Here is a 12,700-nt window from a genome sequence, read left to right as displayed (position 1 = left end):
TTGCAACAAATATCAAATCTAATTCAATATCCATAAAAATGAAATATTATAAATTAAATTATAATTCTTTGAACACAAAAGAAACAGGAACTCAATTTCAGAGTACTGAGGGAATTATTGGAGATATACAAAGTGATTTTATTCCATTTGAAGGCAAAATTAATTTTGCCTTCAAATTACCTGAACCTTTTTTAGAAAAAAAAGCAAAACAGACAACCTATCTCAATGTTATTATGATTCCAAGTTGGTTTAATGTTTTTAAGGATTATTTTATTGATTTTCTTAATGGATTCAAAATTGGAGAATACCAAACGTGGAGATTAAAAGTTCATCAAAATGGCAAAATTATTAATGATTATTGTTTGTTCTTCTTGAATAACACAAAACAAAATGAATTGGTCAAGTTTGACGAAAGCGAATTCTATTTAGGAAAATACTCTGATTATATGTATGTTGGAGAGGATATTAAAATTTTAAATTATGAAAACTACCTAGATATTTTAGATGTAATGAAAAACGATAACGACAACTTTATTAAATGTAGAAGTATTGTTCTAAATTTAAAAAAAGTGAAAGAAGATTTTTTTAGAATAATTAATGTTCCTTCATGTTCTGGCTTCTATGTATCTGAAAGGTTGAAAAATGCTATTGAAGAACAAAGATTTACAGGTTTTGCATTTAATGAAATAGAAGAAATTGATAAAAAGATAAAAGTTTTATATTAAAAAATGAAAAAAATATTATACTGTTATTATGCTTCTTTATAGCAACAATAGCAAATTCCCAAAGCAAAATAATTATTCCAAAAAACGGAAAAATTACTTTTTTTAAAAAAGAAGTTATCACCGATAAAGTAAAACACAATGAATCGTTAAGAACTTTTATCCCTGAACTTATTCAACAATCAATGAAATCAGTGTTAAAAGAAAGAGAGTTAAGTGGTGAAATGGTTGATTCTACAAATCTAAATACTTTATCTGGAATGCTTATGGATGAAAGTGTAACCGAACTTTTTATGAACGAGCTTTTAAGCGAAGAGGATGATAGACACGTAAAATACCATCATATTTATAAAAACGAATCTATTTATGAATATGTAACATCATTTGATTATCCTATTAAAGATTATTACAAGTTTATTGATACAAAAACAGCACTAGAAAAAAATGTAAGTCATGATTCCATTACTGTTGTAAAGCCAGAAGAACCGTACGGCTATTCTTTTGATGAAATTATTAAATTGGAAGAATTTAGAAATGAAATCAGGGAGATAAATAGCTTTAAATGCTTTAAAGTATTGTTAGAATATAAATTCGGAGAAAATGCGGATGAAGGTTTAGGCGACCAAGATTATATTTCTTTTGTGAATTCAAAAAAACAAACAAAAGAATTGTGGGTTACCGAAAACATTAAGTCGCATTATCATCCGGTTTTAAAGTATAAATCAATTCTTGAAAAATATTATCCTTTAGAAATTTCTGAGTTTAGCGAAGCAATGAATGGCATTAAAACAATGTATATTATTGATGAATTTGATTTAAAGTAGTTTTATAGGTTGACTATTAAAATCAATCAAATCAAACTAATCCTGAAGTTCTTGCTTCAGGATTTTTTTGTTTGGTAAATTAATTGAGTTAAACCAAAAATTTATTATTTTTAAACTATAATAAAAATCCCCATTTGTAGGGATTGATTTGTATAAAATAAAATCATAAAATTGTCAAGAGTTACATTTTATGATAAATGATAACCGCCAAACACTGAATTATAAACCAATAAATATATTTATCGTGAAAAACAATTTTAATTTACTACTCGGCATTATCGCTACGTTTTTATTATTCATTTCCTGCGACAAAGATTTTTACGAAGATGTTGAGTTGCAGAAAAACAATTTAGAATCAATTGATGTAAAAACAATTACCTATGATGAGTTTAAAAGAAAACTAAAATCATTAGAAAACAAGCCAGCAGTAAAAATGATTATGAATAATACAAATTCAATACGTCATTTTGCAAGATCAGGCGATGATTCTGAAATTGAAATTTTTACAGACGTAATCAAAGAAATAACCTCAGGAACATACAAATCTTATACGATGTATATCAAGACATCGGACACGATAGCCAGTAAATTTTACAATCTTACTTTAGAAGAGAAAGAAGGAAACACCGCTGCATTTATTACAAAATATAGCCCTACCGAAAATTGGTTAAATGACAAAAACCAACCATTTGATGGAGGAATAACTACCTTTAGAGTAGAACCAGGTCCTAGTGGCTCAATTAAATTTACACATTTTGATGAAGGAGGTGGAGGAACAAGTTATCCACCGTATTGCGATGGTGTAGTTGTTGCCACAACAGTGTTTACAGAAGTATTGTGTGGTTGTGGCCATACATGGCAAGATTATTTAATGAATCTTTGTACAGGTTGTACAACTGGTTATCCATCTTTTCCAAGTTTTGCACAATCTACTTTATATGAATGCATTTCTACACCAGGATCTGGCTATTCACCAGCAGGCGGAAGTAGCCCTGGTTCATCTCAACCCGGCGAACCATCTAACAACTCACTAACAACAATTGTGGGTGTGCCAGATATGCCACGAGTGAGTTATTTAACAGAGCCGTTGTCATTAGATGCCCGTCAAAATGATTATTTAGTTGATAATCCAGATGTTGAATACCAGTTGGGTAGTTTTATAGACCAAAATACAATTAATGATTTAATAGATCCGGCGGCGATGACATTTGCACAGGAATTAATTAAAACATTAGAAGAATTTAATTCTGAAAATGAAGACACTTCACTATTATTGGATGTGACAAAATCAACCATTTATGCATTTAATAATGGTTATTTTACTCAGCCTCTTGATGATGGGTTTTTTAATTATATAGATGATTATTCATCATTAGCTTATACGGATCCAAATACAGCTATCAACTTTGCGAGAATGTTCGTTGCTCATTGTGCTGTTATTAAGCAAGAGAACCCTACTTGGTCACATGTTAAAGTTTTTGCAAGAGCTTATGTTGATACTGTTCAATTGCTTTTAGATTTTGCTGGACTAGTACCCGCAATAGGTGAGGTTGCTGATTTAGCAAATGGTACAATTTATTTAATTCAAGGAGACGGTGTAAATGCGTCACTAAGTTATGCTTCTGCAATACCTGTAGCAGGTTGGTTTTCAGCCGGTGTAAAGTTTGCAAAAAGAGCAGACGGATTGAAATATTTGGTTAAAGGAACAAATAATTTAATTACTTTTGGAGCTTACAATAGTAAAAAATTCAGACAGGCTTGCGGAATTGCTACAGGTGATGCAACCAAACAAGCTCATCATCTCATACCAAGAGGTTCGCAAATAATTGAACATGAAGTGGTACAGAGAGCAGCGAAAGCAACTAATAACGGTGGTTTTCATATTGACCAAGCATTAAATGGGGTTGCTGTTGCAACTTGGAGAAATCAACCTAATCATCCAAATTACAACAACAAAATTTACACAAAATTACAAAACTACATTCAACAAAACCCTAGTGCGACACCAACTCAATGTTATAATCAATTAATGGTTATTTTAAATCAAGCAAAACAAGCTGTCATTAATAATCCAAATACACATTTAAACGATTTAGTTTTTTAATTATGAAACATTATAAATTGAATTTCACTTTAAGCACAAAAGTTAGAGGCAATAGTGATTATGTGAAAAAAAATCATATAAAAATTCCTAATGAAAAAATGTTTTGGGAAGAGCCTAAATTTATTGGAAGTATTAGAAATGAAAAAATTGATTTTCAACCATATCTTTTAGATATTGAACTTTTTCCAAATTCTAACGTTAATGATTTAATAATGGATGGAGGGCCTATATCTACTAAATTAATTATAAGTGGTAAATTGAAGTCTATTATAGAAGAATACAGAAAGTCAGGGATGCAATTTTTTAATATTAATATTCTAAAAAAGAATGAAGTGTTTTCAGATTACTGGATATTAAATATGTATGAGTTTAATCAAGAATTTATAGATTTTTCAAAATGCAAAATTATTTATCAAGAAAAGGAGGCAGATTTTGAAGTTTCTTATTTAATAAATGAGAAAGTTGTTTTTATTAGTAATCAAGATGAATTTTATGCACTTATTAAAAAAGCAAGAATAAAAGATGAAATTATTTGGATAGAAAAATTAGAATTAAATAATGTCAATGAAGACTTTTTTATTCTCAAATATGTAAATGGTGGTGTTGGATATTTTGTTTCCGAGACACTTAAACAAGAAATAGAAGATGCCGGTTGTACCGGCATCGAATTTCAGCCAGTAGAATTAAGTTATAACGAATGGACAGCTCCCGGAGGCGAAAGAGAACAAGTGTATGGGCAATACTTTTAAACATGAAAAAATATAATTATCAAACTTTAATAAAACTACTTTTCTTATTCCTATTAACAATCCTTTTTTCGTTTTGCAACGCTAAAAAAGAAGTTTCAAAATATAAACCAATTGAGATAAAAGAAATTGTATTTAAAAAATCAACAACAAATGATAAAGATTTGTTAAGTAAATCGATGAAAGATTTTAATGAAAAATTAATCGTTGAATTAAAGAATTCTATAACAGAAGAAATCAAAGAACAAAATCAAGATAGTAATCTAGAAGAAATAAATCAAAAAATAGATTCTTTAAATCCTTTTTTAGAAATGGTGTCTTCTGAACTGTTTATTTCTAACAATGAATTCAATCATTTTAGATTTCAAGATTCTTTAATTGTATCCTACGTAACCATAAATAACAAAATCCATGGTGATTACAGAATAATAAATAGAAATAAAAACACATTTCATTATTTGGCAAAAATTGATTCGACAACTACTTATTATAACTATACTCCTTATAAATATAGAGATGAAAAAGGATTGATAATTAACGAATTTAGGAATGAAAAGAAAATTATTCAAGGTATTGAGTGTTTTAAAATTGTTGTAAGAGCTCAAGACGATATTGGTAATGAAGAAATGCCAGATTTTTTCCAAAACCTAACAACAGAATATACAATGTATGTAACTGAAAGAATAAAATGTTCTTTTCATCCTGTAGTTTGGTATAAAATTATTTTGGACAAATACTATCCGTTGGAAATAGAAGAATCTAATGAGGTTTTAAAAGGTTCTGTCATTAAGTATGAACTAGAAAAGTTAGTTTTAAATGATTATTAAAAGTCAACGAGAATTAAAATTCACTTTTGATATAAAGCAAGATAAGGTTGACTATTAAAATCAATCAAATCAAACTAATCCTGAAGTTCTTGCTTCAGGATTTTTTTGTTTGGTAAATTAATTGAGTTAAACCAAAAATTTATTATTTTTAAACTATAATAAAAATCCCCATTTGTAGGGATTGATTTGTATAAAATAAAATCATAAAATTGTCAAGAGTTACATTTTATGATAAATGATAACCGCCAAACACTGAATTATAAACCAATAAATATATTTATCATGAAAAACAATTTTAATTTACTACTCGGCATTATCGCTACGTTTTTATTATTCATTTCCTGCGACAAAGATTTTTACGAAGATGTTGAGTTGCAGAAAAACAATTTAGAATCAATTGATGTAAAAACAATTACCTATGATGAGTTTAAAAGAAAACTAAAATCAGTAGAAAACAAGCCAGCAGTAAAAATGATTATGAATAATACAAATTCAATACGTCATTTTGCAAGATCAGGCGATGATTCTGAAATTGAAATTTTTACAGACGTAATCAAAGAAATAACCTCAGGAACATACAAATCTTATACGATGTATATCAAGACATCGGACACGATAGCCAGTAAATTTTACAATCTTACTTTAGAAGAGAAAGAAGGAAACACCGCTGCATTTATTACAAAATATAGCCCTACCGAAAATTGGTTAAATGACAAAAACCAACCATTTGATGGAGGAATAACTACCTTTAGAGTAGAACCAGGTCCTAGTGGCTCAATTAAATTTACACATTTTGATGAAGGAGGTGGAGGAACAAGTTATCCACCGTATTGCGATGGTGTAGTTGTTGCCACAACAGTGTTTACAGAAGTATTGTGTGGTTGTGGCCATACATGGCAAGATTATTTAATGAATCTTTGTACAGGTTGTACAACTGGTTATCCATCTTTTCCAAGTTTTACACAATCTACTTTATATGAATGCATTTCTACACCAGGATCTGGCTATTCACCAGCAGGCGGAAGTAGCCCTGGTTCATCTCAACCCGGCGAACCATCTAACAACTCACTAACAACAATTGTGGGTGTGCCAATAATTAGACCAGCTGTAACTTATTTAGCTGATCTTCTATCTCTAAACGGCAGACAAATTACTTTTCTATCTAACAATCCGGTTATTGAAGGTCAAATTAGTAATTATATTAGTGAAAATACGGATAGTAACAATGTGGTTAACCCTGAAGCAATGGCGTTTGCTTTGGAGCTGATTAATCTAGCAATTCAAAACCCCACATTTTATACATCTGAAAACATAATAAATTGGTTTTTTACTCCAAGGGAGGGTCAGGATTTTTTTTATGACGCAACTTTTTGGGATAATCCAAATTTAAGTTTCCCTCAGCAAGACTTGCCAACATGGGATGATTTTGATTTGGCATATCCTAGAGATAACGGTGCAGATTTGGTGCTAATAGTTGGAGGAGCAGTACAACAAGCTTATAATGATTATCCAAGTCTATCTCGTGGGTATTGTGCTAAAAGTTTCAAGAGCATTAAATTATTCTGGAATAACAATCCCACAAATTACTACAACTGCAAATAATCCTGGGACAATTCAAGGAAATGATGGGAAGTATTACTTTTTAAATGCCAAAGCATTGAATAAGTGGATGAAGAAAACATTTGGCACAAATCCAGCAACAAGTTCTACTCCTTATAATAAAAATCATATTCATATAGATGGTAGTGAAGGAGGAGAAAATGGTATAAATTTCCCTAGTTTAGTCTCTGGTTTAAAGGGAATTTATTCAATGGTTTCCACTAATCCTCAATGGGCTTCTGGTCATGCTGATTTAATTCAAGACGGATTATGTGTTTTTGGTTGTCATTTTCAGGACACACCTCCTGTACCAATAGATTATATTGACATATGGGTTTTAGAATAATAATTAAACTTTATTTAAGATGAAAATATATAATGTTATTTTAGTAATTCTACTTACTTGTTCATGTAGCTCAAATAAACGAGATAGTTTTTCATATGATTACAAATCAAAAGATTTTTGGATAAACAGTTACAAATATGAAGTGTTTTATGGATGTATTAAAGAAGGTTTGGTTAATGATAGTTTAAGAATCATATTGAAGGATAAAGATTTGTTTAATCCAAATTCTGATTTAGATTTTTTAACCATAGATAATGCAAGAGAGAAGGGAAAAAAAATCATCAGAGATATGCCTGATGTATATATTAAAATAGACTCAGGAGAAGAAAAATTGAAAACGAAGAATTTTATTTTATTCAATTGTCTAAACTACTATAAAAGTAAAGAACTTGATTCAATAGCGAATAATGCGTATAAAATCTTCCAAAGTAAGCAGTAAAGAACAAATAACCGGACACGCAGATATTTTGTATGAAAATGGAACATGTCTAGCAAATTGCAATCTACAAATGCCAAATTTTCAAAGAATAGATATTTGGGTTTTAAATTAGATCACATATGAAAAAAGTATCATTATTAATTTGTATATTTTTATTTTCGTGTAAAAGCTTAAATAAAAACATTATAACCGAAAAAAATCAAGTTCAAAAAGAAGAGGAAAATTATGTTTTTATATTTAAGGAAAGTGTTTTATTTAATTGTTTGAGATGTTCTTATGGTGACTCGTTAATAAAGATAATTTCTAAAAAGGAATTATTTAATAGTTATGACGATTTTAATTTAAATTTAGAGAGTTATAAAAATTCAAAAAAAATAGCATTTGAACATTGTAAAAAAATAGGTGAAGTAGAGTATAAATTTGATGACTATAAAGAAGGTCAAAATTATTATTTATCACATTGTTTAAAACTTTATAACAGCAAATATTTAGATTCAATTGCCCAATCTGAGTTTAGAGAAAAAGGTTCTGTTGGTTATTAATTTCAAATTGCTTTTGTTTTATAAAATGAATTTAAATTTGAAAGGAATATATTCCATGGTAATAAGTCAAGGACAAATAATTGGTCATGCTGATAAAATCAAACTAATCCTGAAGTTCTTGCTTCAGGATTTTTTATAGGATTAATGTTGTAATTTTCCTTTTCAACATTAATATCACAACCTCTTGGTCCACAACCGAGTCTTCTTGGTCCACAAGAACAGAATGTGATTAAAAATAGAAGTAAAAGTAATTTTTTCATTAAAATAAATGATCAGATTGATTGAATAAAAACGTAATAATTTCTAAATTTTTGTTTTCTATTCTGTAAATCAATGAAATATGTTTATTAACAACACATATGTGAAAATTCTCAATTTTAGATTTTGGACAGATATGATTATGATGAGCTATTTTTGAAATCAATTCAACTGTTTCTGTTTCAAATTTTTCAACAATCGAAAAATTCCATTTTTCAAAAAGCTGTTCGATGATTAATAGATAATAATCCTTAGCTAATTCAGACCAAATAATTTTCATTTATTTTTTTAACGTTGATATTTTCTTTTTGGCTAATAACATTACTTCTTCCTGCGAATAAGTTCTTCCGTTTTCTAAATCATTTATTCCTTTTTGAATTTCTTTTTTTTCTTTAAGAGAAAGATTTTCATACCAATCATTATCTTCTACAATAGAAACAAAATCCATGCTTTTTAATAACTCTAAAAAGAAGGAGTACTTATTGTCTTTTATTTTGATAGTCAATTGTTTCATGTTATAAAGATATAATTTTTACACTTGTTCCGCAAACTGCATTCGTAATAATTGCTCCAAATATGTCCGCTCATTCGATAACCTCGGAATTTTATGCTGTCCGCCTAATTTATCCCTTTCTTTTAACCAATCATAAAACAAATTTGGTCTGGCAACATTGATTACTAGTGGATTTAACGTCATGTTATTACGCCTTTTTGCTTCATAATCAGAATTCAGCGATTGCAACGTGTCGTCTAATATTTTTCTAAAATAGTTAATGTTTTCAGGTGATTTTTTAAATTCAATTATCCATTCATGAGCTCCTTTTTCCTTACCATCCATAAAAATAGGGGCAACCGTGTAGTCAATTACTTCCGATTCGGTTTCATGACAAGCTTTTGCAATGGCTTGATCGGTGTTTTCCACAATCAATTCTTCTCCAAATACATTGATAAAATGCTTAGTTCTTCCGGTAACTCTAATCCGATACGGATTTAAAGAGGTAAACCGAACCGTATCACCAATCAGATATCTCCATAAACCGGAATTGGTAGTAATTACAAGAGCATAATTTTTAAATAATTCTACTTCCGCCAAACGAACAATTTTTTGTTCAGGAGTACCAAAGGTATCCATCGGAATAAATTCATAAAAAATTCCGTAATCCAACATCAACAACAATTCGTTGGAATTATTCAAATCCTGAATGGCAAAAAAACCTTCGGAAGCATTGTATATTTCGTAATAATTAAAATCGTTACTCGGAAACAGTTTTTTATATTGTTCACGATACGGATCAAAACTTACACCACCATGAAAATACACTTCAGCATGAGGCCAAATTTCCAATAAATTTGTTTTACCGGTTTCTTCCAACACTTTATTTAGTAAAACCAACATCCAAGAAGGAACGCCGGCTAGACTGGTTACATCTTCATAAATTGTTTCCTGAACAATAGCCATCAATTTAATTTCCCAATCGCCCATGAGCGAAACTCGGTTGCTGGGTGTGGAGCTAAATTCGGCCCAAATAGGCATATTGTCAATCAAAATAGCCGACAAATCGCCAAAAAAAGTATTGTTATCTTCGTATAATTCCTTACTGCCACCTAAGCGAAGACTTTTTCCTACAAACAATTGCGAATCTTCATTATTGTTTAAATACAAACTCAATAAATCTTTGCTGGCTTTGTAATGGCAATTTTCCAAGGCTTCGTTACTCACCGGAATAAACTTGCTTTTGGCATTGGTAGTTCCGCTGGATTTAGCAAACCATTTAATGGAAGTTGGCCAAAAAATATTTTGCATTCCTTTGCGAGTTTGTTCAATCATCGGTTCTAAATCTTCATACGTAGAAACAGGAACTCGCTCTGAAAAGGTTTGATAATTTTTTGCTGAATGAAAGTCGTATTGTCTGCCAATAACTGTATTTTCCGATGTTCTGAGTAACGAAAGAAGCAATTCTTCCTGCACTTCATTCGGGTATTTCATAAACAATTCAATTTGATGAATCCGTTTTTTTAAGATCCAGGTAGCAATTGAATTGATGATGGGTAGTGGCATTGTTTAGTTGATTATTGTTTTAATTTTGATGCAAAATCGATAATGGTAAGTGCAATTTTGTTTTGACCTTCTTCGCTAGTGATAAATTTTCTATCTTCTTCGTTTGAAAGAAAACCTAATTCTAATGTGATAGCCGGAACTTCAGTTTTACTAAGTAATAAAAAAGGAGCATTTTTAACTCCGCGATTATTCATCGATGTGTTTTGAGCAATTTCATCTACAAGTTTAAGAGCTAATTCATTTGATTTTTCAAAAGCAACTGATTTGTCTGAAACAAAAGCTTCAACGCCACTTGCTGTTTCATTTTTAGTGTAATTAGAATGAAGCGAAATAACTAAATCAGGTTTGTGAATAGTAATAAATTCTACTCTATCTTTTAACGATAAAAAATAATCATCTGTTCTTGTAAAAAGAAAAGTAACTTCAGTATTGGTGTTTAAAACATTGATTTTGTCTGAAATCTGCTTCATTAATTCTTTTTCCAACACTAATTCAGAAGTTGAACCATGATCGTGACCACCATGTCCGGCATCAATAATTACGGTAATTTTTTTATTATCATCTGATGTGAATGACAAATTTAAGAAGACTGCTAAAACGAAAATAATTTTGATGAGGTTTTTCATGGTAATTGAATTATTGGTTAACAACTCCTATATTTACGCTAAATTAGTAAAATTATTGTTAACTCCACTTACAAATAGCAAATTCAAAAATGACATACGAAGGCGTTCTAACGAAAATGCAAACCGAACTCGGTAATCCAATTCAATATTATTTGGTGTTTGAAAACAGTTTTTTAAACCTCAATCAATTGTTAGACAAAGAAATGGAAATTACATTTCAAGGTTATCAATGTTTAAATTGCGGAAAGAAAAAGAAAATTTTCCGTCAAGGTTTTTGTTATGATTGTTTTATGTCGAGTCCGGCAGTGGGTGATTGGATTATGAAACCAGAGTTAAGCACGGCTCATTTAGACATTGAAGACCGTGATTTGGTGTATGAAAAAAAAGTACAATTGCAACCGCATGTTTTGTATTTGGCCCTTTCAAGCGAAGTTAAAATTGGCGTAACCCGAGGAACACAAGTGCCCACCCGCTGGATAGATCAAGGAGCTTCACAAGCCATTCCTATTGTGGAAGTTCCCAATCGCTATTTGGCCGGAATTGCCGAAGTTGCCTTAAAAAACCAATATGTTGACAAAACAAACTGGCAAAAAATGCTCAAAAATGAAATTCTTCAAGTTGACTTAATTCAAGAAAGACTGAAAGCGGGAACTTATTTACCACAAGAAGTAAAAGAATATTTCTCAGATCAACATCCAAATATAGTTGAACTGCACTATCCTGTATTAGCTTATCCTAAAAAAGTAACGAGTCTAAGTTTAGATAAAATTCCAAACTTTAAAGGAAAACTTTCAGGAATTAAAGGTCAATATCTACTCTTTCAAGATGGAACTGTTTTTAATATCCGAACCTTTGAAGGGTATGTTGTTAAAATTCAAATCTAGTTGTTAACTATTACGATTTCGAAGCTTTATCCTTTAAATAATATATAAAATTCTATATAAAGACTGACATTCGTCATGTTTTTTACGCTTATTTGGGCGGAAATTTGTCTCATAATTCAAAACCTCACAATTATGAAACGATTATTCAACCTAGAAAAAGGCATTTTGCTATTGATTTTCATAGCAACTTCTACCTTCGGTTTCGCTCAAAAGACACTTACACTTGATGCAAAACCACAATTAAAAATTTCCGGAACTTCCAGTTTGCACGATTGGGATATGGTTTCAGAATCGGCTACCGGAAAATTGGTAGCAACTGCTGAAGGAAATAAATTGATAACTATTAATTCTCTAGTAGTAGAAATGCCGGCCGAAAGCATCAAAAGTGGTAAAGGCGGAATGGACAAAAATGCCTACAAAGCATTAAAAACGAATCAATTTAAAACTGTAAAATTTGATTTAAAATCATCAACTAAAAATGCTGATGGTACTTGGAATTTTACCGGAACATTCGCCATCGCAGGAGCAACCAAATCGGTAACGTTAAAAATCAAAGAAACTACAATAGGAGGTCAATCTGTTTTGGAAGGAAGTTATTCTTTTAAATTGACCGACTACAAAATCACACCACCAACCGCTTTAATGGGAACCGTTAAAACCGGTGATGATGTTAAAATAAGTTTTACACTAAAATTCAAATAAATCTAAATTCAACCTCTAATTA

The 12,700-nt window shown here is 30.2% G+C and carries 16 protein-coding genes; 11 read left to right on the top strand and 5 right to left on the bottom strand.

What is annotated here, in order from left to right; genetic code table 11:
- Positions 1-38 precede the first annotated feature (38 nt).
- The 9 genes from M0M57_RS04360 to M0M57_RS04320 all read left to right on the top strand — a co-directional run bounded on the left by M0M57_RS04360 (position 39) and on the right by M0M57_RS04320 (position 8,149).
- Positions 39-725, top strand: a complete 687-nt coding sequence (locus tag M0M57_RS04360; protein ID WP_248435725.1) for a hypothetical protein — start codon at positions 39-41, stop codon at positions 723-725.
- Positions 726-907: 182 nt separating this feature from the next.
- Complete coding sequence (locus tag M0M57_RS04355) at positions 908-1,546, top strand: hypothetical protein (protein WP_248435723.1); 639 nt, start codon at positions 908-910, stop codon at positions 1,544-1,546.
- A 244-nt stretch (positions 1,547-1,790) separates the two neighbouring features.
- A complete protein-coding gene (locus M0M57_RS04350; RefSeq protein WP_248435721.1) occupies positions 1,791-3,650 on the top strand; it encodes an AHH domain-containing protein in 1,860 nt (619 codons plus the stop codon).
- Positions 3,651-3,652: 2 nt separating this feature from the next.
- The gene (locus M0M57_RS04345) at positions 3,653-4,399 is read left to right on the top strand and encodes an imm11 family protein (protein ID WP_248435719.1); all 747 of its coding nucleotides are present in this window, start codon (positions 3,653-3,655) and stop codon (positions 4,397-4,399) included.
- 2 nt (positions 4,400-4,401) lie between these two features.
- A complete protein-coding gene (locus M0M57_RS04340) occupies positions 4,402-5,223 on the top strand; it encodes a hypothetical protein (RefSeq protein ID WP_248435717.1) in 822 nt (273 codons plus the stop codon).
- Positions 5,224-5,505: 282 nt separating this feature from the next.
- Entirely contained in the window at positions 5,506-6,825 is a 1,320-nt protein-coding gene (locus M0M57_RS04335; protein ID WP_248435715.1) for a hypothetical protein, read from the top strand.
- Entirely contained in the window at positions 6,746-7,168 is a 423-nt protein-coding gene (locus M0M57_RS04330; RefSeq protein WP_248435713.1) for a T6SS effector amidase Tae4 family protein, read from the top strand. The genes M0M57_RS04335 and M0M57_RS04330 overlap by 80 nt, the downstream gene beginning before the upstream one ends.
- Before the next feature lie 19 nt (positions 7,169-7,187).
- Entirely contained in the window at positions 7,188-7,607 is a 420-nt protein-coding gene (locus M0M57_RS04325; protein WP_248435711.1) for a hypothetical protein, read from the top strand.
- Between the two features lie 119 nt (positions 7,608-7,726).
- Positions 7,727-8,149: a hypothetical protein gene (locus M0M57_RS04320; protein ID WP_248435709.1), complete on the top strand. Its 423-nt coding sequence runs from the start codon at positions 7,727-7,729 to the stop codon at positions 8,147-8,149.
- Positions 8,150-8,247: 98 nt separating this feature from the next.
- Here the strand turns inward: M0M57_RS04320 and M0M57_RS04315 are convergent, their stop codons facing one another.
- From M0M57_RS04315 to M0M57_RS04295, 5 genes are read right to left on the bottom strand one after another with little or no spacing between them, the layout of a single operon-like run.
- Positions 8,248-8,409: a hypothetical protein gene (locus tag M0M57_RS04315; RefSeq protein WP_248435707.1), complete on the bottom strand. Its 162-nt coding sequence runs from the start codon at positions 8,407-8,409 to the stop codon at positions 8,248-8,250.
- Positions 8,409-8,687: a type II toxin-antitoxin system RelE/ParE family toxin gene (locus tag M0M57_RS04310; protein ID WP_248435705.1), complete on the bottom strand. Its 279-nt coding sequence runs from the start codon at positions 8,685-8,687 to the stop codon at positions 8,409-8,411. Before M0M57_RS04310 ends, M0M57_RS04315 begins: the two co-directional genes overlap by 1 nt.
- Positions 8,688-8,921, bottom strand: a complete 234-nt coding sequence (locus M0M57_RS04305; RefSeq protein WP_248435704.1) for a hypothetical protein — start codon at positions 8,919-8,921, stop codon at positions 8,688-8,690.
- An 18-nt stretch (positions 8,922-8,939) separates the two neighbouring features.
- Positions 8,940-10,466 (bottom strand): GH3 auxin-responsive promoter family protein, encoded by a 1,527-nt coding sequence (locus tag M0M57_RS04300; protein WP_248435702.1) that lies wholly within the window; start codon positions 10,464-10,466, stop codon positions 8,940-8,942.
- Between the two features lie 11 nt (positions 10,467-10,477).
- Positions 10,478-11,092, bottom strand: coding sequence for an N-acetylmuramoyl-L-alanine amidase family protein (locus tag M0M57_RS04295; protein WP_248435700.1), 615 nt, complete (start codon positions 11,090-11,092; stop codon positions 10,478-10,480).
- Between the two features lie 89 nt (positions 11,093-11,181).
- Between M0M57_RS04295 and M0M57_RS04290 the strand changes: the two genes are divergently transcribed.
- Together M0M57_RS04290 and M0M57_RS04285 are read left to right on the top strand one after the other, a co-directional pair.
- A complete protein-coding gene (locus M0M57_RS04290) occupies positions 11,182-11,976 on the top strand; it encodes a DUF2797 domain-containing protein (protein WP_248435698.1) in 795 nt (264 codons plus the stop codon).
- A gap of 132 nt (positions 11,977-12,108) precedes the next feature.
- Positions 12,109-12,678, top strand: a complete 570-nt coding sequence (locus M0M57_RS04285) for a YceI family protein (RefSeq protein WP_248435696.1) — start codon at positions 12,109-12,111, stop codon at positions 12,676-12,678.
- The last annotated feature ends 22 nt before the right edge of the window (positions 12,679-12,700 follow it).

Origin of the sequence: Flavobacterium azooxidireducens, from assembly GCF_023195775.1 — a bacterium.
In the GTDB taxonomy this organism is placed as follows: domain Bacteria; phylum Bacteroidota; class Bacteroidia; order Flavobacteriales; family Flavobacteriaceae; genus Flavobacterium; species Flavobacterium azooxidireducens.
This window is presented reverse-complemented; position numbering and strand designations above follow the sequence as displayed.

What these genes read in the sequence shown, in the direction of transcription:
- M0M57_RS04295 (WP_248435700.1), bottom strand. Translation starts at nt 11,092, where the DNA reads ATGAAAAACCTCATCAAAATTATTTTCGTTTTAGCAGTCTTCTTAAAT.
- M0M57_RS04285 (WP_248435696.1), top strand. Translation starts at nt 12,109, where the DNA reads ATGAAACGATTATTCAACCTAGAAAAAGGCATTTTGCTATTGATTTTC.
- M0M57_RS04305 (WP_248435704.1), bottom strand. Translation starts at nt 8,921, where the DNA reads ATGAAACAATTGACTATCAAAATAAAAGACAATAAGTACTCCTTCTTT.
- M0M57_RS04340 (WP_248435717.1), top strand. Translation starts at nt 4,402, where the DNA reads ATGAAAAAATATAATTATCAAACTTTAATAAAACTACTTTTCTTATTC.
- M0M57_RS04320 (WP_248435709.1), top strand. Translation starts at nt 7,727, where the DNA reads ATGAAAAAAGTATCATTATTAATTTGTATATTTTTATTTTCGTGTAAA.
- M0M57_RS04325 (WP_248435711.1), top strand. Translation starts at nt 7,188, where the DNA reads ATGAAAATATATAATGTTATTTTAGTAATTCTACTTACTTGTTCATGT.
- M0M57_RS04335 (WP_248435715.1), top strand. Translation starts at nt 5,506, where the DNA reads ATGAAAAACAATTTTAATTTACTACTCGGCATTATCGCTACGTTTTTA.
- M0M57_RS04345 (WP_248435719.1), top strand. Translation starts at nt 3,653, where the DNA reads ATGAAACATTATAAATTGAATTTCACTTTAAGCACAAAAGTTAGAGGC.
- M0M57_RS04290 (WP_248435698.1), top strand. Translation starts at nt 11,182, where the DNA reads ATGACATACGAAGGCGTTCTAACGAAAATGCAAACCGAACTCGGTAAT.
- M0M57_RS04355 (WP_248435723.1), top strand. Translation starts at nt 908, where the DNA reads ATGAAATCAGTGTTAAAAGAAAGAGAGTTAAGTGGTGAAATGGTTGAT.
- M0M57_RS04315 (WP_248435707.1), bottom strand. Translation starts at nt 8,409, where the DNA reads ATGAAAAAATTACTTTTACTTCTATTTTTAATCACATTCTGTTCTTGT.
- M0M57_RS04300 (WP_248435702.1), bottom strand. Translation starts at nt 10,466, where the DNA reads ATGCCACTACCCATCATCAATTCAATTGCTACCTGGATCTTAAAAAAA.
- M0M57_RS04310 (WP_248435705.1), bottom strand. Translation starts at nt 8,687, where the DNA reads ATGAAAATTATTTGGTCTGAATTAGCTAAGGATTATTATCTATTAATC.
- M0M57_RS04360 (WP_248435725.1), top strand. Translation starts at nt 39, where the DNA reads ATGAAATATTATAAATTAAATTATAATTCTTTGAACACAAAAGAAACA.